Here is a 22,270-nt window from a genome sequence, read left to right as displayed (position 1 = left end):
TTAACACCGTCCTGTGAGGCGGAGAAGGGAGCGGCTGATGAGCGCACGCACCGTGCTGCACGACGCCGATATCACGCGGGCGCTGACCCGCATCGCGCACGAGATCCTCGAGTCGAATCGCGGGTCGGAGAACCTCGTCCTTCTGGGCATTCCGACCCGTGGGGTTGCGCTGGCCCAGCGCCTTGCCCGCCTGATCGGCGAGATCGCGCAGACGTCCGTCCCCGTCGGGGCACTCGACGTCACCCTCTACCGCGACGACCTCGCGAAGCACCCCACCAGGTCGCCGCACCGGACCGACATCCCGGACGGCGGAATCGACGGCCGCACGGTCGTGCTCGTCGACGACGTGCTGTTCTCAGGGCGCAGCATCCGCGCGGCGCTCGACGCCCTGCAGTCGATCGGGCGTCCCGCTGCCGTGCGCCTGGCGATCCTCGTCGACCGGGGGCACCGCGAACTGCCGATCCGACCGGACTTCGTCGGCAAGAACATCCCGTCGTCGCGGCAGGAGCGCGTGAACGTGCGGCTGCGCGAGTACGACGGCGCCGAGGAGGTGACGATCGAGGCATGAGGCATCTTCTCGACACCCGCACCCTCGACCGCGAGTCCGCCCTCCGCATCCTCGATATCGCCGAGGACATGTCCGACACGCAGTCGCGTGAGGTCAAGAAACTCCCGACACTCCGCGGCAAGACCGTCGTGAACCTCTTCTTCGAGGACTCGACCCGCACGCGCATCTCCTTCGAGGCGGCGGCCAAGCGCCTCTCGGCCGACGTGATCAACTTCGCTGCGAAAGGGTCCAGCGTCTCGAAGGGCGAGAGCCTGAAGGACACCGCTCAGACGCTGCAGGCGATGGGGGCGGATGCCGTCGTCATCCGTCATCCCGCCTCCGGCGCCCCGCAGACGCTCGCGACGAGCGGATGGATCTCGGCCGGCGTCGTGAACGCGGGCGACGGCACTCACGAGCACCCCACCCAGGCACTGCTCGACGCCTTCACGATCCGCAAGCGCCGCTTCGGCGTCGCCAGCCGAGGGCGCGACCTGTCCGGCATCCGCGTGGTCGTCGTCGGCGACGTGCTGCACTCCCGGGTGGCGCGGTCCAACGTCTGGCTGCTGACCACACTGGGCGCCGAGGTCACTCTCGTGTCGCCGCCGACGCTGGTGCCCCAGAACGTGTCGCTGTGGCCGGTGCGCGTGCTCTACGACCTCGACGAGGCGCTCGCAGACGGCCCGGACGCGGTCATGATGCTGCGGATCCAGCTGGAGCGGATGAACGCCGCGTATTTCCCGACTGAGCGGGAGTATTCCCGGCGGTGGGGGCTCGACGCACGGCGCGTGGCCGCTCTGCCGGACGATAGCATTGTCATGCACCCCGGACCCATGAACCGCGGGTTGGAGATCTCCTCCGAGGCCGCCGATTCACCGCGCTCCACCGTGCTGGAGCAGGTCACGAACGGGGTGTCCATCCGGATGGCGGTGCTGTACCTGCTCCTTGCGGGCGAACGAGACGACGAACGAGGGGGAGACCTGTGAGCGAGACCCTTGTCATCACCGGCGCACAGCTTCTCGGCGCCGAGAGCGCCGACATCATCGTGGAGGACGGGCGGATCGCCGAGATCGGCAGCGGTCTGAGCCGCAGCGGCGCTCGCGTGATCGACGCCGCGGGACTCGTCGCGCTCCCCGGGCTCGTCGACCTGCACACGCACCTCCGCGAGCCCGGCTACGAGGCGTCGGAGACGATCCTCACCGGAACGCGCGCCGCGGCCGCCGGTGGATTCACCGCCGTGTTCGCGATGCCGAACACCTCGCCCGTCGCCGATACGGCGGGTGTGGTCGAGCAAGAACTCGCACTGGGCGAAGCGGCGGGCTACGCGACGGTGCAGCCGATCGGCGCCGTGACCGTGGGGCAGAAGGGCGAGCGACTCGCCGAGCTCGGCGCGATGGCGACGTCCCGCGCTCGAGTGCGGGTCTTCAGCGACGACGGCTTCTGCGTGTTCGACCCGCTGATCATGCGGCGCGCGCTCGAGTACGTGAAGTCCTTCGACGGTGTGATCGCTCAGCATGCGCAGGACCCCCGCCTGACCGAGGGCGCTCAGATGAACGAGGGCGTCGTGTCGGCGGAACTCGGACTCGCCGGATGGCCGGCGGTCGCCGAGGAGTCGATCATCGCCCGCGACGTGCTCCTCGCCGAGCACGTCGGCTCGCGCCTGCACGTCTGCCACCTGTCCACGGCGGGCTCGGTCGACATCATCCGCTGGGCGAAGAAGCGCGGGATCGCGGTGACCGCCGAGGTGACGCCCCATCACCTCCTCCTCACCGACGAACTGGTGCGCGGCTACGACGCCCGGTACAAGGTCAACCCTCCGCTCCGGCGCGAGGAGGACGTGCTCGCGGTGCGCGAGGGCCTGGCCGACGGCACGATCGACATCGTCGCCACCGATCACGCCCCGCATCCGAGCGAGCACAAGACGTGCGAGTGGCAGGCCGCGGCGAACGGCATGGTCGGACTCGAGAGCGCACTGCGGGTCGTGCACCAGTCGATGGTGCAGACCGGTCTGATCGGATGGAGCGACGTCGCCCGCGTCATGAGCGCGGAGCCCGCGCGCATCGGTCGGCTCTCCGGCCACGGCACCGCGCTCGAGGTGGGTGCGCCCGCGCAGATCACGCTGTACGACGCGTCCGTCGCGGGCGTCTTCACCGAGGCGGACCTCGGCGGTCGCAGCACCAACTCGCCGTACCTGGGTCGCGATCTGCCGGGACGCGTCGAGTACACGATCCACGGAGGCACGCTGACCGTGGAGTCGGGCTCGGTGGTCGAGGAGCTCCTGGCATGATCCCCAGGGACCTCGCGATCGCCGTGATGATCGCTCTCGCCGTGCTCGCACTGCTTGCCATGCTCTTCGCCTGGCGTCGCCGCCTCCGACGCGACGCGGGGCTCGCGGCCCCGCTCGGCGTACCCGAGCACGCCGAGGTCCTCGACCGGCGCGAGGTGCTGTATGTGTCCACCACGAAGCACGACCAGCCGCTCGAACGCCTCACCATGTCTCCGCTCGCCTACCGGGCGAGGGGAGAGGCCGCCGTCACGGATCGCGGTCTCGCCCTCTGCCTCGACGGCGCGCCCACCGTGTTCCTCGCCAAGGAGCGACTCGCCGGTGTGGATCGGGCCACCGTCACGATCGACCGCGTGGTCGAGCCGGGCGGCCTCGTGCGGGTCGCCTGGAACGCCGCCGACGACACGGTGGTCGACTCCTACCTCCGCCTCACCGACGGCGACCCGACGAACTTCATCTCAGAACTGCAGCGACTCGTCCCCGCCTCGGGCGGCCGTGACGACAACGCCATCACCGACACAGGAGAACAGTCATGACCTCCCTCCCCGAACCCGCCGTCCTGGTCCTCGAGGACGGCACCCGTCACAGCGGCCGCGCTTACGGCGCGCTGGGCACCACCCTCGGCGAGGTCGTCTTCGCGACCGGCATGTCCGGTTACCAGGAGACGCTCACCGACCCGTCGTACGCAGGACAGATAGTCCTGCAGACCGCCCCGCACATCGGCAACACCGGCATGAACGACGAGGACCCCGAGTCGCGTCGCATCTGGGTGGCCGGGTACATCGTGCGCGACCCCTCACGCGTCGTCTCGAACTGGCGCGCCAACGCATCGCTCGACGAGATCCTCGTGCAGGACGGCATCGTCGGCATCAGCGGCATCGACACCCGTTCGATCACCCGCCACATCCGCTCGGCCGGCTCGATGCGCGGCGGCATCTTCTCCGGCGACGCAGCTCACCTCGACGCCGACGAGCAGTTGCGCATCGTGCGCGAGGCGCCGCAGATGGCCGGACAGAACCTTTCCGCGCAGGTCTCGGTCGCGGTCGCCACGGTGACGGATGCCGTCGGCGAGAAGGTCGGCAACCTGGCCGTCCTCGACCTCGGCGTCAAGCAGGCCACGATCGACAACCTCGCCGCGCGCGGCTTCGAAGTGCACGTGCTGCCGCAGGACGTCACCATCGACGAGCTCCGTGCGATCGATCCGGTTGCGGTCTTCTACTCGAACGGGCCCGGCGACCCGGCTGCCTCGGGCGACCACGTCGAGCTGCTCCGCTCCGTCCTCGACGACGGGCTGCCGTTCTTCGGCATCTGCTTCGGAAACCAGCTGCTCGGCCGCGCCCTCGGCCTGGGCACCTACAAGCTGCCCTTCGGCCACCGCGGCATCAACCAGCCGGTCCTCGACAAGCAGACCGGTCGGGTCGAGATCACCGCGCACAACCACGGGTTCGCAGTCGACGCCCCGCTCGAGGGCTCGTTCGACAGCCCGCACGGCTACGGCAAGGTCGAGGTGAGCCACGTCGGCCTCAACGACAACGTCGTCGAAGGTCTGCGCGCCCTCGACATCCCCGCGTTCTCGGTGCAGTACCACCCGGAGGCCGCGGCCGGTCCGCACGATGCCAACTACCTCTTCGACCGCTTCCGCGACATGGTCATCGCGAACAACGCGAACAAGAAGGACGCCCAGTAATGCCCAAGCGCGACGACATCAACTCCGTTCTCGTCATCGGATCCGGCCCGATCGTCATCGGTCAGGCCTGCGAGTTCGACTACTCGGGCACCCAGGCGTGCCGAGTACTGCGCGAGGAGGGCGTCCGTGTCATCCTCGTGAACTCGAACCCCGCCACGATCATGACCGACCCCGACTTCGCCGATGCGACGTACATCGAGCCGATCACCCCCGAGGTCATCGAGACGATCATCGCCAAGGAGAAGCCCGACGCCATCCTGCCGACCCTCGGCGGCCAGACGGCTCTGAATGCGGCGATGGCGCTCGACGAGCGCGGCATCCTGGCCAAGTACGGCGTCGAGCTCATCGGCGCCAAGGTCGACGCGATCAAGAAGGGCGAGGACCGCCAGGTCTTCAAGGAGCTCGTCCTCGAAGCGGGAGCCGATGTGGCCAAGAGCGTCATCGCGCACACGATGGACGACCTGCTCGCCGGTGCCGAGAAGCTCGGCTACCCGCTGGTGGTGCGCCCCTCGTTCACGATGGGCGGCCTCGGCTCGGGCTTCGCCTACGACGAGGAGGATCTCCGCCGCATCGGCGGCGCCGGTCTGCGCGACTCTCCGACGACCGAGGTGCTCCTGGAGGAGTCGATCCTCGGGTGGAAGGAGTACGAGCTCGAGCTCATGCGCGACACGGCCGACAACACGGTGGTCGTCTGCTCGATCGAGAATGTCGACCCCGTCGGCGTGCACACGGGCGATTCGATCACCGTCGCCCCCGCCCTGACCCTGACCGACCGCGAGTACCAGAAGATGCGCGACATCGGCATCGACATCATCCGCGCGGTGGGCGTCGACACCGGTGGCTGCAACATCCAGTTCGCGGTGGACCCGACGAACGGGCGCATCATCGTGATCGAGATGAATCCGCGCGTCTCGCGCTCGAGTGCCCTCGCGTCCAAGGCGACCGGTTTTCCGATCGCCAAGCTCGCCGCGAAGCTCGCACTCGGATACCGCCTCGACGAGATCCCCAACGACATCACCGGCGTGACCCCCGCGAGCTTCGAGCCGACGCTCGACTACGTGGTCGTGAAGGTGCCGCGGTTCGCGTTCGAGAAGTTCCCCGCCGCGGATGCGACCCTCACCACCACCATGAAGTCGGTCGGCGAGGCGATGGCGATCGGCCGCAACTACGCGACCGCCCTGCAGAAGGCGCTCCGGTCTCTCGAGAAGCGCGGCTCCAGCTTCCACTGGGGCGAGGAGCACCGGTCCGTCGAGGAACTCCTCGAGATCGCGAAGACCCCGACCGACGGTCGCATCGTCACGCTGCAGCAGGCGCTGCGCAAGGGCGCGACCGTCGAGCAGGCCTTCGAGTCGACGGCGATGGATCCCTGGTTCCTCGACCAGATCGTGCTCATCAACGAGGTCGCCGAGCTCGTGCGCACGGCACCGGAGCTGGACGCCGCGACCCTGCGGTACGCCAAGGAGCACGGCTTCTCCGACGCGCAGCTCGCGCAGCTGCGCGGCACGACGGAGGCGGAGGTCCGCGGTGTCCGGCACGGTCTCGGCATCCGTCCCGTGTACAAGACGGTCGACACGTGCGCCGGCGAGTTCCCCGCTCTCACGCCGTACCACTACTCCAGCTACGACTTCGAGACCGAGGTCCAGCCGTCGGATCGCACCAAGGTCGTCATCATCGGCTCCGGTCCGAACCGCATCGGACAGGGCGTCGAGTTCGACTACTCCTGCGTGCACGCGTCCTTCGCACTCGCGGACGCCGGCTTCGAGACCGTCATGGTCAACTGCAACCCGGAGACCGTGTCGACCGACTACGACACCTCCGACCGCCTGTACTTCGAGCCGCTGACGCTCGAGGACGTGCTCGAGGTGCTGGACGCCGAGGCGGCCAGCGGCACCATCCTCGGTGTGGTCTGCCAGTTGGGCGGCCAGACACCGCTCGGGCTGGCGAAGGGTATCGAGGCGGCCGGCTACACCGTGCTCGGCACCAGCCCCGAGGCGATCGACATCGCCGAGGAGCGCGAGCTCTTCTCGCAGCTGCTCGACTCCGCCGGTCTGCTGGCGCCGCGCCACGGCACGGCGATCGACGTCGAGGGCGCCGTGGCGGTGGCCGAGGAGATCGGGTACCCCGTGCTGGTGCGTCCGAGCTTCGTGCTCGGCGGCCGCGGCATGGAGATCGTCTACTCCACCGACTCGCTGCGCGACTACTTCGTGCGCACCGCCGACGAGGTCGTCATCGAGGAGGGCAAGCCGCTGCTCGTCGACCGCTTCCTCGACGATGCGATCGAGCTCGACGTCGACGCGCTGTACGACGGCACCGACCTCTTCATCGGCGGCGTCATGGAGCACCTCGAGGAGGCGGGCATCCACTCCGGTGACTCGAGCTGCACCCTGCCGCCGGTGTCGCTGGGCCGCAGCGACGTCGACCGCGTCCGCGAGGCCACCCTCGCCATCGCAGAGGGCGTCGGCGTGCGCGGTCTGCTCAACGTGCAGTTCGCGATCAGCGCCGGCGTGCTCTACGTCATCGAGGCGAACCCCCGAGCGAGCCGCACGGTTCCGTTCGTGTCGAAGGCCCTGGGCATCCCGATGGCGAAGGCGGCCAGCCGCATCATGGCCGGCGCGACCATCGCCGAGCTCCGCGCCGAGGGCATGCTGCCCGAGCAGGACGGCTCGCGTGTACCCCTCGACGCTCCGGTGTCGGTCAAGGAGGCCGTGCTGCCCTTCAAGCGGTTCCGCACCGCCGACGGCAAGACGGTCGACTCGGTCCTCGGCCCGGAGATGCGCTCGACGGGCGAGGTCATGGGCATCGACCGCGACTTCCCGACCGCGTTCGCGAAGAGCCAGGCCGCGGCCTACGGCGGCATGCCGACGTCGGGCACCGTGTTCATCTCGGTCGCCGACTCCGACAAGCGCGCCGTCATCCTGCCCGCGCATCGTCTGCGGCAGCTGGGCTTCACCATCGTCGCCACGGAGGGCACGGCCGAGATCCTCTCGCGCAACGGCATCGCCGTCACCGTGGTCGAGAAGTACAGCGACACGCAGGAGTCCGGCGCGCGCAACATCGTCGACCTCATCAACGACGGCGAGATCGACATCGTCGTGAACACACCCTCCGGTGGTGCGGCACGAGCAGACGGCTACGAGATCCGGGCCGCAGCGGTCGCCGCCGACAAGGCGCTGTTCACCACGATGGCCGTTCTCGGCGCCGCGGTCAGCGGTATGGATGCCGCCCACGAGGGGTTCCAGGTGAGGAGCCTTCAGGAGTACGCGCTCGACCGGAAGGCCGCGGTGTGACCACTTCCTTCGGCGAGCGGGTCCGTGCCGTCCTGGACGAGCGCGGCCCGCTCTGCGTGGGTATCGATCCGCACCCCGGGCTGCTCGACGGATGGGGGCTCGGTCAGGATGCCGCGAGCGTGCGCGAGTTCGGCCTGCGCACGATCGAGGCCGCTGCCGGGCGGGCAGGCATCGTCAAGCCGCAGGTGTCGTTCTTCGAGCGCTTCGGCTCTGCGGGTTACGCGGCGCTCGAGGAGGTCCTGGCGGCGGCGCGCGCAGCCGGACTGATCGTGATCGCCGACGCCAAGCGCGGCGACATCGGCACCACCATGGACGCGTACTCGGCGGCCTGGCTCACGCCGGGGTCTTCCCTCGAGGCCGACGCGCTCACGACCAACCCGTTCCTGGGAGTCGGCGCGCTCGACGGCACCTTCGATCTCGCGCACACACACGGCAAGGGCGTGTTCGTGCTCGCGGCGACGAGCAATCCCGAGGCGGAGCCGCTGCAGCGCTCGTCGTCGGCGACCGGCCGCTCGGTGTCGGCCGACATCGTCTCGGTGGTGTCGGCGCGCAATGCCGAACAGGGCCGCGCGGGAGAGTGGGGGAGCATCGGCTTCGTCATCGGCGCGACGGTCGACTGGACGGATGCCGGACTCGCCGCGTTCACCCCGGCGGCCCCGATCCTCGCTCCTGGCTTCGGAGCGCAGGGCGCCTCGCCCGCCGACGTGCACCGTCGCTTCGGCTCGATGAGCGTCGCCGTCATCGCGAGCGAGAGTCGCAGCATCCTGCAGGCGGGCCCGCACGACCTCGCCGCCGCCATCGACGCCCGCGTCGCCGAGTACAGAGAGGTCAGCCGTGGCTGAGGCTCGTCCCGTTCCCGAAGTCGACCGCGCCGCCGCCGCCCGCAAGGCCGTGGAGCGTCGACGCGCTCGTGCTGCCCTGAAGCGCGACCTCACGATGCGCGTCACGGCGCCGCAGACCGTGCTCGCCCGTGCGTCCGCCGACCCCGACTCGGTCGAGGGGTCGATGCGGATCACGGACTTCCTGCTCGCCCTCCCCGCTATCGGTGCGGGCAAGCGCGACCGCATCCTCGATGATCTCGGCATCTCGCCCGTCAAGCGCCTCGGAGGCCTCGGCGTTCGTCAGCGCGCCTCCCTGACGCGCTGGCTCGACGAGCGCTTCCCGGTCATCGAGCCGCGCGGCGGTCGCAGCCGGCTCCTCGTGCTGGCCGGCCCGACAGCCGTCGGCAAGGGGACCGTTGCCGCGTACATCCGCGAGCACAACCCGGAGATCCATCTGTCGGTGTCGGCGACCACGCGGGCGCCACGCCCGGGCGAGGTCGACGGCGTGCACTACTTCTTCGTCGACGACGCCGAGTTCGACCGCCTCATCGACGCGGGAGAGCTGCTGGAGTACGCCGTGGTCCACAACCGGTCCCGGTACGGAACTCCGCGTGCGCCGATCGACGCCGCACTGGCCGCCGGCAAGACGGTGCTGCTGGAGATCGACCTGCAGGGCGCGCGCCAGGTTCGCAAGGCCGAGCCGAGCGCCACGCTGATCTTCCTGCTCCCGCCCAGCTGGGACGAGCTGGTGCATCGACTCGTCGGTCGTGGCACGGAGGGGCCGGAGGAGCGAGCCCGCCGTCTGCGCACTGCGAAGGTCGAACTGGCCGCTCAGAACGAGTTCGATCACCTCGTCGTGAACGAGGACGTCGCCGCTGCGGCCGCCGAGGTCGTAGAATTGTCTTCAAGCTCTGCGCGCTGAGTGCTCTCGCGCGCCCATTGCGCCGTCTTCGCGACGAACCCGTCGCCTGATCAGGAGGTCACCATGGCCGGACACCACAACAAGGGCATCATCGATCCCCCCATCGACAACCTTCTCGACCGAGTGGACTCCAAGTACGAGCTCGTCATCTACGCGGCGAAGCGCGCGCGCCAGATCAACGACTACTACTCGGACCTGCACGAGGGCAACCTCTTCGACAACGTCGGCCCGCTCGTCGACTCCTCGGTCGAGGACAAGCCGCTGACCATCGCTCTGCACGAGATCAACGAGGACAAGCTCCGCCTGCGTCACGCAGAGTGACCTCCTGTGACCGCGCCGCCGGCTGATGTCGGCGGCGCGGTTCAGAATGGGGTCCGACCCCTTCATCCTATCGATCCCGTTCTGGAGCACCGATGAGCGCCCTGCGTCTGTTCACGTCCGAGTCCGTCACCGAAGGGCACCCGGACAAGATCTGCGACCAGATCTCGGACAGCATCCTCGACGGGCTCCTGGCGAAGGATGCGGGGTCCCGCGTCGCGGTCGAGACTCTCGTGACGACCGGACTCGTGCACGTCGCGGGGGAGATCCGCACCGACGCCTACGTCGACATCCCCACGATCGTTCGTCAGGTCGTGAACGGGATCGGCTACACCTCCAGCGATACCGGGTTCGACGGCGACTCGTGCGGAGTCAGCGTCTCGGTGGGGGAGCAGTCCTCCGACATCGCGCACGGCGTCGACAACGCGCAGGAGCACCGTGACGGCTCGTCGATCGATCCGCTCGACGGACTCGGCGCCGGCGACCAGGGCATCATGTTCGGGTTCGCGACCAACGAGACGCCTCAGCTGATGCCGATGGCGGCGTGGACCGCTCATCGCATCGCCGAACGGCTCACCGAGGTGCGTCGCTCGGGCGCATTGCCGTTCCTCCGCCCCGACGGCAAGACCCAGGTGACCCTCGGCTACGACGGCTTCACGCCGAAGACGGTCGACGCGGTCGTCCTCTCCACGCAGCACAACCCCGACATCTCCCAGGAGGAGCTGCAGGCGCAGGTGCGCGAGCACGTCATCGATCCGGTTCTCGCGACCACGGGTCTCGACCTCGACGACATCACCTACTACATCAACCCGGCCGGCCCCTTCGTCACGGGCGGTCCCAAGGGAGACGCCGGGCTCACCGGGCGCAAGATCATCATCGACACGTACGGCGGCGCCGCGCGTCACGGCGGTGGAGCGTTCAGCGGCAAAGACCCGTCCAAGGTCGACCGGTCGGGCGCGTACGCCACGCGCTGGGTGGCGAAGAACGCCGTCGCCGCGGGCCTTGCCGACCGCCTGGAGGTGCAGGTCGCGTACGCGATCGGTGTCGCGCGGCCCGTCGGTCTCTACGTCGAGACGTTCGGCACCGGCAAGGTCTCAGACGAGGCGATCACGCGGGCGATCCTCGATGTCTTCGACCTGCGGCCGCAGGCCATCATCGAGCAGCTCGATCTGCTGCGCCCCATCTACGCGCAGACCGCCGCGTACGGGCACTTCGGCCGAGAGCTTCCCGACTTCACCTGGGAGCGGACGGATCGCGCCGAGGAGCTGCGGCGGGCAGCCGGCCTCTGAGGGCGCGATGGTGACGCAGAGCCGGCGTATCGCGCGCGTGCTCCTCGACTCGCCGCTGCCGCAGCTCGACCGACTGTTCGACTACGCGATACCCGAGGAACTCGGCGAGGTCGGCACGGGGGTGCGTGTGCGCGTACCTCTGCGCTCCGCGGGTCGGGTGGTCGACGCCTATGTCGTCGAGCTCGACGTCGAGAACGACGCCGACCGGCCTCTGTCGGAGATCGAGAGCGTCGTCTCCCCGGTCTCGGTGCTTCCGGATCGGCTCTACCGGCTGGCGCGTCGCACTGCCGACCGCGCCGCGGGGTCGGCGTCGGACATCCTCCGTCTGGTGATCCCCAAGCGCCAGGTGCGGGTGGAGAAGGCGTGGACGAACGACGCACCGGTGGCAAGGGTGTCGGATGCCGCGCGCGAGGCGGCTCGGGGAGTGATCGAGGCCTACGACGGTCTCGACGCCGTGCTCGCCGAGCGAGGGCGCGCGGCCGTCGAGGCGATCCCGCAGCAGCGCGATGAGGAGCAGGGGTGGGCAGCGCTGCTCGCGGCGGCCGCCACGACGGTGCTCGACGGCGGCGCCTCCAGCATCCTGATCGTGCCCGACCATCGCGATCTCGATCGCCTGCTCGCCGCCCTCGAGAGCGTCGCGCCGGAGGGCACCGTGGTCCGCTACGACTCCCGACAGACGAATCCCGACCGCTATCGGGCCTTCCTCCGCTCACTCGAAGAGTCCCCGTGCATCGTCGTCGGCAACCGCTCGGCCGTCTACGCACCGGTGCAGGCCGGCCTGGTGGCGATCTGGGACGACGGTGACCCGCTGCTCGGCGAGCCGCTGGCTCCGTACGTGAACGCACGGGACGCGGCGCTGCTCCGGCAGGAGCAGGAGGGTTCAGCGCTGCTCTTCGTCGGCCACACCCGCACCACGGATGTCGAGCGCCTCGTGGCGCGAGGGTGGCTGCAGGACGTCCGTGCGCGCAGGCGGGTCCTGCCCCGGGTGATCCTCAGCACTCCGCAGGAGATGGAGGCGCCCACCGCCCAGCGCATGCCGTCCTCGGCGTTCCTGTCGGCGCGCAACGCGGCCGCCGAGGGACCCGTGCTCGTGCAGGTGTCGCGTCCGGGATTCGCCCCCTCCCTCGTCTGCGCCGAATGCCGGGCGCCCGCTCGCTGCGCCCACTGCGGGGGACCGCTCGGAGCGAAGCACCGCGGCGCCGTGCCGGTCTGCGGGTGGTGCGGTCGCGGCGCGCGGGCCTGGACCTGCCCGGTGTGCTCGTCCACGAAGTTACGACTCGCCTCGTCGGGCAGCGAGCGCACCGCCGACGAACTCGGTCGGGCGTTCCCCGGCATCCGTGTCATCGTCGCCGACAGCGCGCACCCCGTGGAGCGGGTCGCCGACAAGCCCGCTCTCGTCGTGGCGACGCGGGGCGCCGAGCCGATCGCGGAGGGCGGATACCGGGCGGTGGTGCTGCTCGACGGTCCGCGGATGCTGCAGGCTCCGGATCTCCGCATCGGCGAGGCCTGTCTGCGCTGGTGGTCGAACGCCGCCGCCCTCGCAGCCTCCGGCGCGCCCATCCACCTCGTGGGTGTCGACGGTGCCGTGGCCCGAGCCCTCGCGACGTGGAACCAGGCGGGCTACGCTCGCGCAGAGCTCTCCGAGCGGGGGCCGCTGCACATGCCCCCTGCCGCACGAGTCGCGCTCGTCGAGGGGTCGTCTGCGGCAGTCGGGCGGGCGCTGAGCGGTCTTCGCGAGCTCTCGTTGCCCGCGGATGCCGTGCTCGGCCCCGTTCCGGTGGAGTCCGACGACGTTCCGCCCCGGGTTCGAGCCCTCGTGCGCTTCGACTACGGCGCCGGAAGCAGAGTGGCGACCACGCTGCGCGCCGCGGTCGTCGCCGAGGCCGTCGCGGCACGGCGCGGCAAGGGCCGCTCTTCTCGGAGCACACTCTCGGTCCGCCTCGATATCCTCGATCCAGAGCTCTGAGCGGCTCCGACCGCCCAGGCCCCGGTTCCACCCGACTTCCCTCCGGAGCACCTTCATGCGTCTCGTCTTCGCCGGCACACCGTCGGCCGCCGTGCCCACCCTCCGGCGCCTCGCCGCCGAGCACGAGATCCTCGCGGTCGTCACGCGGCCCGACGCGCCCCTCGGCCGCAAGCGCGTGCTGACGCCGTCTCCCGTCGCCGAGACCGCCGTGAACCTCGGACTGCCGGTGCTCAAGGCGGCGCGGCTCGACGACGAGGTCACTCGCCGTATCGCGGCGCTGAAGCCCGAGCTCGGCGTCATCGTCGCCTACGGCGGACTCGTGCGCGAGCCGCTGCTGTCGACACCCGATCGCGGATGGATCAACCTCCATTTCTCGCTGTTGCCGCGGTGGCGGGGGGCGGCCCCCGTGCAGCGCGCGCTCATCGCCGGTGATGAGACCCTGGGGGCCAGCGTGTTCCAGCTCGTGCCGGAGCTCGACGCGGGCGATGTCTTCGCCATGCGGGAGGCGGACATCCCGCGCGATGCGACGGCGGATGCCGTGCTCGAGGCGCTCGCGGTGTTCGGCGCCGACCTCACGTCCGAGGTGGTGTCGGGCATCGACGCAGGCACACTGCACGCCGGGCCGCAGACGGGGGAGCCCACCCTGGCTCCCAAGCTCACGCTCGACGACGGCGCACTGGACTGGTCGCAGTCGGCGTCGCGGGTGTTCGCTCGCTTCCGCGGCGTGACCCCTGAGCCCGGCGCGCACACGACCGTGGGCGGTCAGCGGGTGAAGATCCTCGCAGCGGCCCCTGCCGGCGGCGCAGATCTCGCACCGGGCGAGCTCGCGCCCGGCGAGCTCGCGGCGACGAAGACCGCACTGCTGATCGGCACCACGGATGTCCCGTTGGCCGTGACGCGTCTGCAGCCGGCCGGCAAGGGGGCCATGAACGCCACCGACTGGTGGCGCGGACTCCGCGACACCGACGGTTTGCGAGCTGGCGCGTGAGCGCGCGAGAAGGGGATCGTCGCCCGAGCGGTCACCGGGATGGTTCGAGCGGCAACCGGCGGCGACCGTCCGAGCGGCGGGGTGGAGAAGCCAGAGGAGCGCAGCGCACCGTGCAGCCCGCGCGCCGCGTGGCCTACGACGTTCTGCGTGCGGTCTCCGAGTCCGACGCGTACGCGAACCTCCTGCTGCCGTCGGCGATCGCTGAAGCCGGTCTGACCCCGCAGGATGCCGCCCTGGCCACCGAGCTCGCCTACGGCACACTCCGCCGCAGCGGCACCTATGACGCCATCATCCGCACCGCTGCCAACCGCCCGGTCGACGAGATCGATCCGGCCGTGCTCGATGCGCTCCGGCTCGCCACGCACCAGCTGCTCGCGACGCGTGTCGCGTCGCACGCCGCGGTCAACGAGTCGGTCAATCTCATCGCGTCGGCTCAGGGACGCGGGGCTGCGGGTTTCGCCAACGCCGTACTGCGTCGCATCGCCCGCGAGACGCCGGGGGAGTGGCAGACGCGAATCGAGGACGCGGCCCGGTCCGATGACGAACGACTCGCGCTGCGTACCGCCCACCCCGTGTGGGTCATCCGTGCCATGCGCCGGGCTCTCGCCGCAGAAGGTCGGGCCGACGAGCTCGAGGCTCTGCTCGACGCCGACAACGCCTCGCCCGAGGTGACCCTCGTCGCACTGCCCGGTCTCGCAGAGCCCGGCGAACCGCGACGACCGTACGCGCCCACGGCCTATGGTTCCCCCGGAGGCGATCCGCACCGCCTGCTCACCGAGTCGCACGGAACAGTGCGCGTGCAGGACGAGGGCTCGCAGCTCGTCGCTCTCGCGCTGGCCGAGGCCGCTCCCGTCCGTGCCGAGGAGCGGTGGCTCGACCTGTGCGCCGGCCCCGGCGGCAAGACGGCGCTCCTCGCGGCGGTCGCCCGCGCGTACGGCGTTACGGTGGAGGCCAACGAGGTCGTGCCCGCCCGCGCCGGCCTCGTCCGCAACGCCCTTCGCGCCGTTCCCGGCGAAGTCGTCGTGCACGAGGAGGACGGGCGCGTTCTCGCCGTCGAGCACCCGGCGACGTTCGACCGAATCCTCGTCGACGCGCCGTGCACGGGTCTCGGCGCACTCCGTCGGCGCCCGGAGGCCCGATGGCGGAAGACGCCGGCAGACGTGGCGGATCTGGTCCCGCTGCAGGTCGAGCTGCTGACCGCGGCCATCGAGGCTCTCGCTCCCGGCGGGATCGTCGCTTACGTCACGTGCTCGCCCCACCTCGCCGAGACCACGGGCGTCGTGCAGGAGGTCCTGCGCGGGCGCGCCGACGTCGCCGAGCTCGATGCCCGCTCCGTGGTCTCGCGGCTCGCTCGATCGCCGATCGACCTGGGCTCGGACGGCTCCGGGCGTGTGCAGCTGTGGCCGCACCGACACGGCACGGACGCCATGTTCCTCGCGCTGCTGCAGCGCACCGACTCGGACGCACGCGGCGACTCGGCCGCAGAAGGAGACGACACCCGTGGAACTGCCTGACGCCCCTCGCATCAACCCCAGCATCCTCGCCGCGGACTTCGTGAACATGCAGCGCGACCTCGCGAAGATCGCGACGGCCGACTTCGCCCATGTCGACGTGATGGACAACCACTTCGTGCCGAACCTCACCTTCGGTCCGCAGATGGTGGAGCGCATCCAGGCGACGAGTCCGATCCCGCTCGACGTGCACCTCATGATCACCGATCCTGATCGCTGGGCGCCCGGGTACGCCGAGCTGGGTGCCGCGAGCGTGACGTTCCACCTCGAGGCCGCGGCGGATCCGATCTCGCTCGCGCGCCGGCTGCGGAGCATCGGGGCGCGGGCGGGCGTGGCGGTCAAGCCGGACACACCAGCGGAGGGACTGTACTCCGTGCTCGACGAGTTCGATCAGATCCTCGTGATGACCGTGGAACCTGGTTTCGGCGGCCAGGGATTCATGGCCGAGACCATGCCGAAGCTGCGGGCGCTGGCTGATGAGGCGAAGCGACGCGGCTCCACCGTCTGGCTGCAGGTCGACGGCGGCATCTCCGACGCGACGATCGAACAGGCGGCCGCCGCGGGTGCCGACACGTTCGTGGCAGGATCGGCGGTCTACGGCGCGGACGACGTGGAGGCCGCCGTCACCCGGCTCAGGGACCGCGCGCGAGCCGCTAGCCTGGAATCGTGAAGACTTTCGACGAGCTGTTCGCTGAGCTCAGCCACAAGGCGGAGACCCGTCCCGAGGGATCGGGCACGGTCGCGGAGCTCGACGGCGGCGTGCACACGATCGGCAAGAAGATCGTCGAGGAGGCGGCCGAGGTCTGGATGGCCTCGGAGTACGAGTCCGACGCGGCGGCGGCCGAGGAGATCTCGCAGCTGCTCTACCACGTGCAGGTGATGATGATCGCGAAGGGCCTGAGCCTGCAGGACGTCTACCGACATCTGTGACGCGCCCCGTCCCCTCCACCCCGAACTGAAGGCTGTTCATGCTGCGCATCGCCGTTCCGAATAAGGGGTCTCTGTCCGAGACCGCCGCCGAGATGCTCGCGGAGGCCGGCTACGCCGGTCGCCGTGACACCAAGACCCTGCACGTCGTCGACACCGAGAACGACGTCGAGTTCTTCTTCCTCCGCCCCAAGGACATCGCGACGTACGTCGGCTCCGGCGCGATCGACGTGGGGATCACCGGTCGAGACCTGCTCCTCGATGCCCGTATGCCGGGAGCTCGAGAGATCGAGGCCCTGGGCTTCGCCGCATCCACGTTCAGGTTCGCTGCGCCGGCGGGACGCTACACCGACGTGTCGCAGCTCGACGGCTTGCGCATCGCCACGTCGTACCCGGGTCTCGTCGACTCGTTCCTCGACGAGCGGGGTATCGCCGTCGATCTCGTTCCGCTCGACGGCGCGGTGGAATCCGCGGTGCAGCTCGGCGTGGCCGACGCCGTCGCCGACGTGGTGGAGACCGGCACGACGCTTCGCCAGGCGGGCCTCGACGTCTTCGGCCCGGTGATCCTCGAATCCGAGGCCGTGCTGATCGCGGGTCCTCACGATGCCGAGGGGTCCGAGACGCTGCTGCGCCGTCTCCGCGGCGTCATGGTCGCGCGACGCTTCGTGATGATCGACTACGACCTGCCCGTGGCACTCCTCGACGACGCGGTGAAGGTCGCCGGCGGCATCGAGTCGCCGACCGTGTCGCCGCTGCGGGATCCGGAGTGGGTGGCGGTGCGCGTCATGGTCGCCCGGTCGCGGGTCAACCCCGTCATGGACGAGCTGTACGCCCTGGGTGCACGGGCGATCCTCGTGACCGCGATCCACAACGCGAGGCTCTAATGACCCTGGCGAGCCGGGTCATCCCGTGCCTCGACGTCGCGGCCGGCCGCGTCGTCAAGGGCGTGAACTTCGAGAACCTCCGCGACATGGGCGACCCCGTCGAGCTGGCGCGGCACTATGCAGCCCAGGGGGCCGACGAGATCACCTTCCTCGACGTGACGGCCACGGTCGACGCTCGCGCGACGACGTACGACGTGGTTCAGCGGACGGCCGAGCAGGTCTTCGTGCCACTGACGGTCGGCGGGGGAGTTCGATCGGTCGATGACGTGGCGCGTCTGCTCGCGGTCGGCGCCGACAAGGTGGGTGTCAACTCGGCGGCCATCGCGCGTCCGGACCTGATCGGCGAGATCGCCGACCGGTTCGGCGCACAGGTGCTCGTCCTGTCACTCGACGTCAAACGCGCGGACACCACGGCGTCGGGCTTCGTCGTCACCACGCATGGCGGACGCACGCAGACGGTCCTCGACGCCCTCGAGTGGGCGCGTGAGGCGGCGGAGCGCGGCGCAGGCGAACTGCTCGTGAACTCCATCGACGCCGATGGCACCCGAGACGGGTTCGATCTCGAACTCGTCGGCCTGATGCGCGAGGTGGCAGCGGTCCCCGTGATCGCCTCGGGCGGCGCGGGTGCGGTCGAGCACTTCGCACCCGCCATCAAGGCCGGAGCGGATGCCGTGCTCGCCGCGAGCGTCTTCCACACCGGCGCGCTGACGGTCGGCGACGTCAAGGATGCGCTGCGCGCGGAGGGAGTGGTCGTCCGATGAGTTCGGTCGAGGAGCGCATCTCCCGGGTCGTCTTCAACGACGACGGCCTCACGCCGGCGATCGTCCAGCAGTGGGACACCGGCGAGGTCCTGATGCTCGCCTGGATGGATGCCGAGGCGCTGCGCCGCACGCTCACCACCGGACGCGCCGTGTACTGGTCGCGCTCGCGCCGCGAATACTGGCGCAAGGGCGACACCTCCGGCAACATCCAGGTCGTGCGCGAGGCGCGGCTGGACTGCGACGGCGACGCCATCCTCCTGCGTGTGGACCAGACCGGTCCCGCGTGCCACACCGGCGCCCGCACCTGCTTCGACACGACCGACCTCGAGGCGGTCGACGGGAGCGCGAGCGCATGAGCCTGGCTCGTCGCGGCCGCTCGATCGCGGTGCTCGGTTTCCTCCTCGCCGGGGCGATCGGCATCATCTCCTCGACCCAGACCTGGCTGACGGTGGAACGGGCGGACGCCGGCGAGTCGATCCTCGTCCCCGGGGCCTCCGCCCTGCCGCTCCTCGCGCCCCTGAGCCTCGCCGTGCTGGCTCTCGGACTCGCCATGTCGATCGTCGGACCGGTGCTCCGGCTCGTGTTCGGAGTGCTCGGTGCGGCCTCCGCCGTCTTCCTCGGCTGGACGACACTGCAACTGCTCGTCTCCGATCCGCTCTCGGCCGTCGGCCCGACCGTGACGGAGACGACCGGCCTGGCCGGCAGCGCGGCGATCGCCGACGTCGTCGTCGGGATCGATCGGTCCGCGTGGCCGCCCATCGCTCTCGTCGGATGGATCGTGCTGCTCGCCGCATCCCTCGTGGTGCTCGTCACCTGGCGCCGCTGGAAGACCGGCGGCCGCCGATTCCGCACCGATGCGCCGCACGCGGCCGAGACGGCGGGTCCCGTCGACGCGATCGATTCCTGGGATGACCTGTCGCGCGGAACCGATCCCACGCGCTGACCCCGATAGACTTGACCCGATCCCGCACGCCGTCCCCGGAGGAGAACATGACCAACCCGATCGCCGATCCCGGCCACGGACACTCGCCCGCCGCCTGGACGGCCGTGATCATCATGCTCTTCGGGTTCACCCTCGCGACGGTGGCGTTCTGCCTCGCCGAGTTCGCCGGATTCTGGGTGCCGCTGATCTACGTCGGCGCCGTGATCGTCCCGGTCGGTGCGCTGGTCGGCTGGCTGCTGGCGCGCGCCGGCTACGGCGTGAAGGGTCCCAAGTACTCGCCGAAGGGCCACTAGTGGTCCTCGCCGACCTCACGGCCGGCGCTGTCGCAGACGCCGAGCGTCGCGCACTCACCCGGCCCCTGGCCGACGTGGAGCGCGTCGCCCTCGCGCGCCCGGCGGCCAAGGATGCGCTGTCATTCCTCGCTCCGGCCGAGCGGGTGAAGATCATCGCCGAGGTCAAGCGTGCGAGCCCTTCGCGCGGCGCCCTCGCCGAGATCCCTGATCCGGCACTGCAGGCCTCGCTGTACGAGCTCGGCGGGGCGTCCGCCATCAGCGTGCTGACCGAGGAGCGACGCTTCGGCGGCAGCCTCGCCGATCTCGAGGCCGTGACCGCCCGCGTGGCCCTGCCCGTGCTGCGCAAGGACTTCATCGCGACGCGCTATCAGGTTCTCGAGGCGCGGGCCGCCGGTGCCGACCTCGTGCTGCTCATCGTGGCGGGGCTCGAGCCCGGCGTACTCCGAGAGCTCTATGACTTCGTGCTCGAGCTCGGCATGACACCGCTCGTCGAGACCCACTCGGCCGACGAGCTCGAGATCGCGATCGATCTCGGCGCGTCCCTCATCGGCGTCAACGCCCGTGACCTGACGACCCTCGAACTCGACCGCGACCTGTTCGGCCGTCTGGTCGAGCGCATCCCCGACTCTGCGGTGAAGATCGCCGAGTCGGCGGTGCTGACCCCTGCCGACGTCACGCACTACCGCTCCGCGGGCGCGGATGTCGTCCTGATCGGTGAGGCCCTCGTGACGGGCGATCCGATCGCCACTCTCAAGAGCTTCCTGGAGGCGTGATGAGCCTGCGTGACCAGCACGGCCCTCTGTTCGGCGACTATGGCGGGCGGTACATGCCCGAGTCGCTGATCGCGGCCATCGACGAGCTGACCGTCGCCTACGACGACGCGATCGCCGACCCCGAGTTCCGAGCGGAGCTGGCCTCCCTGCTGAGCTCGTACGCGGGCCGCCCGTCGCCGCTCACCGAGGTCGCCCGCTTCGCGGAGCATGCAGGCGGCGCCCGCGTGTTCCTCAAGCGCGAGGACCTCAACCACACCGGTTCGCACAAGATCAACAACGTGCTCGGGCAGGCCCTGCTCACGAAGCGTCTCGGCAAGACCCGCGTCATCGCCGAGACGGGTGCCGGCCAGCACGGGGTCGCGACCGCCACCGCGGCGGCCCTGTTCGGCCTCGACTGCACCATCTACATGGGCGAGGTCGACACCGAGCGGCAGGCGCTCAACGTCGCCCGCATGCGCCTGCTCGGAGCCGAGGTCGTGCCGGTGCGTTCCGGATCGCGCACGCTGAAGGACGCCATCAACGACGCCTACCGCGACTGGGTGGCCTCGGTCGAGACGACGAACTACATCTTCGGCACCGCGGCGGGACCGCATCCGTTCCCCGCCATGGTGCGGGACTTCCAGAAGATCATCGGCGAGGAGGCCAGGCAGCAGCTGCTGGACGAGGCTGGACGCCTGCCGGATGCCGTGATCGCCTGCGTCGGCGGCGGATCGAACGCGATCGGCATGTTCGACGCGTTCCTCGACGACGCCGAGGTGAAGCTCTACGGCGTGGAGGCGGCCGGAGACGGCGTCGACACCCCGAAGCACGCCGCGTCCATCGAGCGCGGACGCCCCGGCATCCTGCACGGCGCCAAGACCTACGTGCTGCAGGACGAGGATGGCCAGACCGTCGAGTCCCACTCGATCTCGGCGGGCCTCGACTATCCGGGAGTCGGTCCCGAGCACGCGTGGCTCGCCGACATCGGACGCGCGGACTACATCCCGGCGACCGACGACGAGGCGATGCAGGCGCTGCGCCTGCTCAGCCGCACGGAGGGGATCATCCCGGCCATCGAGTCCGCGCACGCTCTCGCCGGCGCGCTGCGACTCGGGCGGGAGATGGGATCGGATGCCGTACTCGCCGTCTGCCTGTCCGGACGCGGCGACAAGGATATGGACACGGCCGCGCGGTACTTCGACCTGTACGACCGCGCGGCTCTCGAGCACGACGTCGAGCACGAGAGCGCCGAGGAGGCCGCGGCGTCGAAGGGGGAGCCCGAGCTATGAGCCGCGTGGAACAGGCGATCGAGGCGGCGCACGCAGCCGGTCGAAGCGCCTTCGTCGGTTACCTCCCCGTCGGCTTCCCCGATCTCGAGACGAGCATCCAGGCGGCCATCACCCTCGCGGAGAACGGCGTCGACATCATCGAGCTCGGCCCGCCGTACAGCGATCCGGTCATGGACGGCGCCGTCATCCAGGAGGCCACGACTGCGGCCCTCGCGAACGGCTTCAAGATGAAGGACCTCTTCACGGCGGTGCGGGCGATCACCGAGGCGACCGATGTTCCCGTGCTCGTGATGACGTACTGGAACCCCGTGTTCCAGTACGGCGTCGACCGGTACGCCGACGACCTGCTCGCGGCTGGCGGCGCTGGTCTCATCACGCCCGACATCACACCCGATGTCGCAGGGGAGTGGATCGCGGCGAGCGAGCGCACCGGCCTCGACCGCATCTTCCTCGCCGCGCCGACCTCGTCCGACGAGCGGCTGTCGCTCGTCGTCGAATCGTCGACCGGTTTCGTCTACACCGTGTCGACCATGGGTATCACGGGCGAGCGGGCCGAGCTCGACCGGGCGGCGCGCACGCTGGTCGGTCGTCTGCGCGCTGCCGGCTCCACCCGGGCCTGCGTCGGCATCGGCATCTCCACCGCCGAGCAGATCGCCGGCGTCTCCGAGTACGCCGACGGCGCGATCGTCGGCACCGCACTCGTCCGAGCCCTCCGCGACGGGGGGATCTCCGCCCTCGCCGAGGTCACCCGCACCCTGGCCGCCGGGACCGCATCCGCGCGGCCCGTACACGAGAACTAGAATC

General features: G+C 70.2%; 23 protein-coding genes. All 23 read left to right on the top strand.

The features are described 5' to 3' along the window. The first annotated feature begins 37 nt into the window (after positions 1 to 37). The 23 genes from pyrR to trpA all read left to right on the top strand — a co-directional run bounded on the left by pyrR (position 38) and on the right by trpA (position 22,266). Positions 38 to 568 carry a bifunctional pyr operon transcriptional regulator/uracil phosphoribosyltransferase PyrR gene (gene pyrR / locus M3195_RS11790; RefSeq protein ID WP_251587756.1) on the top strand — a complete coding sequence of 177 codons (531 nt, stop codon included), beginning with the start codon at positions 38 to 40 and terminating at the stop codon, positions 566 to 568. Further along, on the top strand, positions 565 to 1,530 hold the full coding sequence (locus M3195_RS11785; protein ID WP_251587754.1) for an aspartate carbamoyltransferase catalytic subunit: 966 nt from the start codon (positions 565 to 567) through the stop codon (positions 1,528 to 1,530). Before pyrR ends, M3195_RS11785 begins: the two co-directional genes overlap by 4 nt. After that, positions 1,527 to 2,831, top strand: coding sequence for a dihydroorotase (locus M3195_RS11780; RefSeq protein ID WP_251587752.1), 1,305 nt, complete (start codon positions 1,527 to 1,529; stop codon positions 2,829 to 2,831). Before M3195_RS11785 ends, M3195_RS11780 begins: the two co-directional genes overlap by 4 nt. Next, a complete protein-coding gene (locus tag M3195_RS11775) occupies positions 2,828 to 3,364 on the top strand; it encodes a PH-like domain-containing protein (RefSeq protein WP_251587750.1) in 537 nt (178 codons plus the stop codon). The genes M3195_RS11780 and M3195_RS11775 overlap by 4 nt, the downstream gene beginning before the upstream one ends. Further along, on the top strand, positions 3,361 to 4,515 hold the full coding sequence (gene carA, locus M3195_RS11770; protein WP_251587748.1) for a glutamine-hydrolyzing carbamoyl-phosphate synthase small subunit: 1,155 nt from the start codon (positions 3,361 to 3,363) through the stop codon (positions 4,513 to 4,515). Before M3195_RS11775 ends, carA begins: the two co-directional genes overlap by 4 nt. Further along, a complete protein-coding gene (gene carB / locus M3195_RS11765; RefSeq protein WP_251587744.1) occupies positions 4,515 to 7,802 on the top strand; it encodes a carbamoyl-phosphate synthase large subunit in 3,288 nt (1,095 codons plus the stop codon). The genes carA and carB overlap by 1 nt, the downstream gene beginning before the upstream one ends. Next, complete coding sequence (gene pyrF / locus M3195_RS11760) at positions 7,799 to 8,644, top strand: orotidine-5'-phosphate decarboxylase (RefSeq protein ID WP_251587741.1); 846 nt, start codon at positions 7,799 to 7,801, stop codon at positions 8,642 to 8,644. Before carB ends, pyrF begins: the two co-directional genes overlap by 4 nt. Beyond that, entirely contained in the window at positions 8,637 to 9,545 is a 909-nt protein-coding gene (gmk, locus tag M3195_RS11755; protein ID WP_251587739.1) for a guanylate kinase, read from the top strand. The genes pyrF and gmk overlap by 8 nt, the downstream gene beginning before the upstream one ends. Positions 9,546 to 9,608: 63 nt before the next feature. Continuing rightward, the gene (gene rpoZ, locus M3195_RS11750) at positions 9,609 to 9,866 is read left to right on the top strand and encodes a DNA-directed RNA polymerase subunit omega (RefSeq protein WP_045258544.1); all 258 of its coding nucleotides are present in this window, start codon (positions 9,609 to 9,611) and stop codon (positions 9,864 to 9,866) included. 92 nt (positions 9,867 to 9,958) lie between these two features. Beyond that, the gene (gene metK, locus M3195_RS11745) at positions 9,959 to 11,152 is read left to right on the top strand and encodes a methionine adenosyltransferase (protein WP_251587737.1); all 1,194 of its coding nucleotides are present in this window, start codon (positions 9,959 to 9,961) and stop codon (positions 11,150 to 11,152) included. 7 nt (positions 11,153 to 11,159) lie between these two features. Continuing rightward, entirely contained in the window at positions 11,160 to 13,118 is a 1,959-nt protein-coding gene (locus M3195_RS11740) for a primosomal protein N' (protein ID WP_251587730.1), read from the top strand. Positions 13,119 to 13,173: 55 nt separating this feature from the next. Beyond that, on the top strand, positions 13,174 to 14,106 hold the full coding sequence (gene fmt / locus M3195_RS11735; RefSeq protein ID WP_251587729.1) for a methionyl-tRNA formyltransferase: 933 nt from the start codon (positions 13,174 to 13,176) through the stop codon (positions 14,104 to 14,106). A 110-nt stretch (positions 14,107 to 14,216) separates the two neighbouring features. Beyond that, complete coding sequence (locus M3195_RS11730; protein WP_251587728.1) at positions 14,217 to 15,620, top strand: RsmB/NOP family class I SAM-dependent RNA methyltransferase; 1,404 nt, start codon at positions 14,217 to 14,219, stop codon at positions 15,618 to 15,620. Then, positions 15,607 to 16,287 (top strand): ribulose-phosphate 3-epimerase, encoded by a 681-nt coding sequence (gene rpe / locus M3195_RS11725; RefSeq protein ID WP_308211588.1) that lies wholly within the window; start codon positions 15,607 to 15,609, stop codon positions 16,285 to 16,287. Before M3195_RS11730 ends, rpe begins: the two co-directional genes overlap by 14 nt. Further along, positions 16,284 to 16,547 (top strand): phosphoribosyl-ATP diphosphatase, encoded by a 264-nt coding sequence (locus tag M3195_RS11720; protein ID WP_251587727.1) that lies wholly within the window; start codon positions 16,284 to 16,286, stop codon positions 16,545 to 16,547. Before rpe ends, M3195_RS11720 begins: the two co-directional genes overlap by 4 nt. 38 nt (positions 16,548 to 16,585) lie before the next feature. Then, on the top strand, positions 16,586 to 17,428 hold the full coding sequence (gene hisG, locus M3195_RS11715; protein WP_251587726.1) for an ATP phosphoribosyltransferase: 843 nt from the start codon (positions 16,586 to 16,588) through the stop codon (positions 17,426 to 17,428). Then, entirely contained in the window at positions 17,428 to 18,189 is a 762-nt protein-coding gene (hisF, locus tag M3195_RS11710) for an imidazole glycerol phosphate synthase subunit HisF (protein ID WP_251587719.1), read from the top strand. Before hisG ends, hisF begins: the two co-directional genes overlap by 1 nt. Continuing rightward, a complete protein-coding gene (gene hisI / locus M3195_RS11705) occupies positions 18,186 to 18,545 on the top strand; it encodes a phosphoribosyl-AMP cyclohydrolase (protein ID WP_251587714.1) in 360 nt (119 codons plus the stop codon). Before hisF ends, hisI begins: the two co-directional genes overlap by 4 nt. After that, on the top strand, positions 18,542 to 19,132 hold the full coding sequence (locus M3195_RS11700) for a Trp biosynthesis-associated membrane protein (protein ID WP_251587712.1): 591 nt from the start codon (positions 18,542 to 18,544) through the stop codon (positions 19,130 to 19,132). Before hisI ends, M3195_RS11700 begins: the two co-directional genes overlap by 4 nt. 47 nt (positions 19,133 to 19,179) lie before the next feature. Further along, on the top strand, positions 19,180 to 19,425 hold the full coding sequence (locus M3195_RS11695; RefSeq protein ID WP_251587710.1) for an HGxxPAAW family protein: 246 nt from the start codon (positions 19,180 to 19,182) through the stop codon (positions 19,423 to 19,425). Beyond that, complete coding sequence (trpC, locus tag M3195_RS11690; RefSeq protein ID WP_251587708.1) at positions 19,425 to 20,198, top strand: indole-3-glycerol phosphate synthase TrpC; 774 nt, start codon at positions 19,425 to 19,427, stop codon at positions 20,196 to 20,198. The genes M3195_RS11695 and trpC overlap by 1 nt, the downstream gene beginning before the upstream one ends. Then, the gene (gene trpB / locus M3195_RS11685; protein ID WP_251587699.1) at positions 20,198 to 21,466 is read left to right on the top strand and encodes a tryptophan synthase subunit beta; all 1,269 of its coding nucleotides are present in this window, start codon (positions 20,198 to 20,200) and stop codon (positions 21,464 to 21,466) included. The genes trpC and trpB overlap by 1 nt, the downstream gene beginning before the upstream one ends. Next, positions 21,463 to 22,266, top strand: a complete 804-nt coding sequence (trpA, locus tag M3195_RS11680) for a tryptophan synthase subunit alpha (protein WP_251587690.1) — start codon at positions 21,463 to 21,465, stop codon at positions 22,264 to 22,266. Before trpB ends, trpA begins: the two co-directional genes overlap by 4 nt. The last annotated feature ends 4 nt before the right edge of the window (positions 22,267 to 22,270 follow it).

Source organism: Microbacterium hydrocarbonoxydans (genome assembly GCF_023715885.1).
Classification (GTDB): domain Bacteria; phylum Actinomycetota; class Actinomycetes; order Actinomycetales; family Microbacteriaceae; genus Microbacterium; species Microbacterium hydrocarbonoxydans_C.
This window is presented reverse-complemented; position numbering and strand designations above follow the sequence as displayed.

Bases quoted from the DNA above. Each gene is read 5' to 3' on its own strand.
- pyrR (WP_251587756.1), top strand. From the start codon at position 38: ATGAGCGCACGCACCGTGCTGCACGACGCCGATATCACGCGGGCGCTG.
- M3195_RS11785 (WP_251587754.1), top strand. From the start codon at position 565: ATGAGGCATCTTCTCGACACCCGCACCCTCGACCGCGAGTCCGCCCTC.
- M3195_RS11775 (WP_251587750.1), top strand. From the start codon at position 2,828: ATGATCCCCAGGGACCTCGCGATCGCCGTGATGATCGCTCTCGCCGTG.
- carA (WP_251587748.1), top strand. From the start codon at position 3,361: ATGACCTCCCTCCCCGAACCCGCCGTCCTGGTCCTCGAGGACGGCACC.
- carB (WP_251587744.1), top strand. From the start codon at position 4,515: ATGCCCAAGCGCGACGACATCAACTCCGTTCTCGTCATCGGATCCGGC.
- rpoZ (WP_045258544.1), top strand. From the start codon at position 9,609: ATGGCCGGACACCACAACAAGGGCATCATCGATCCCCCCATCGACAAC.
- metK (WP_251587737.1), top strand. From the start codon at position 9,959: ATGAGCGCCCTGCGTCTGTTCACGTCCGAGTCCGTCACCGAAGGGCAC.
- M3195_RS11740 (WP_251587730.1), top strand. From the start codon at position 11,160: ATGGTGACGCAGAGCCGGCGTATCGCGCGCGTGCTCCTCGACTCGCCG.
- fmt (WP_251587729.1), top strand. From the start codon at position 13,174: ATGCGTCTCGTCTTCGCCGGCACACCGTCGGCCGCCGTGCCCACCCTC.
- hisG (WP_251587726.1), top strand. From the start codon at position 16,586: ATGCTGCGCATCGCCGTTCCGAATAAGGGGTCTCTGTCCGAGACCGCC.
- hisF (WP_251587719.1), top strand. From the start codon at position 17,428: ATGACCCTGGCGAGCCGGGTCATCCCGTGCCTCGACGTCGCGGCCGGC.
- hisI (WP_251587714.1), top strand. From the start codon at position 18,186: ATGAGTTCGGTCGAGGAGCGCATCTCCCGGGTCGTCTTCAACGACGAC.
- M3195_RS11700 (WP_251587712.1), top strand. From the start codon at position 18,542: ATGAGCCTGGCTCGTCGCGGCCGCTCGATCGCGGTGCTCGGTTTCCTC.
- M3195_RS11695 (WP_251587710.1), top strand. From the start codon at position 19,180: ATGACCAACCCGATCGCCGATCCCGGCCACGGACACTCGCCCGCCGCC.
- trpB (WP_251587699.1), top strand. From the start codon at position 20,198: ATGAGCCTGCGTGACCAGCACGGCCCTCTGTTCGGCGACTATGGCGGG.
- trpA (WP_251587690.1), top strand. From the start codon at position 21,463: ATGAGCCGCGTGGAACAGGCGATCGAGGCGGCGCACGCAGCCGGTCGA.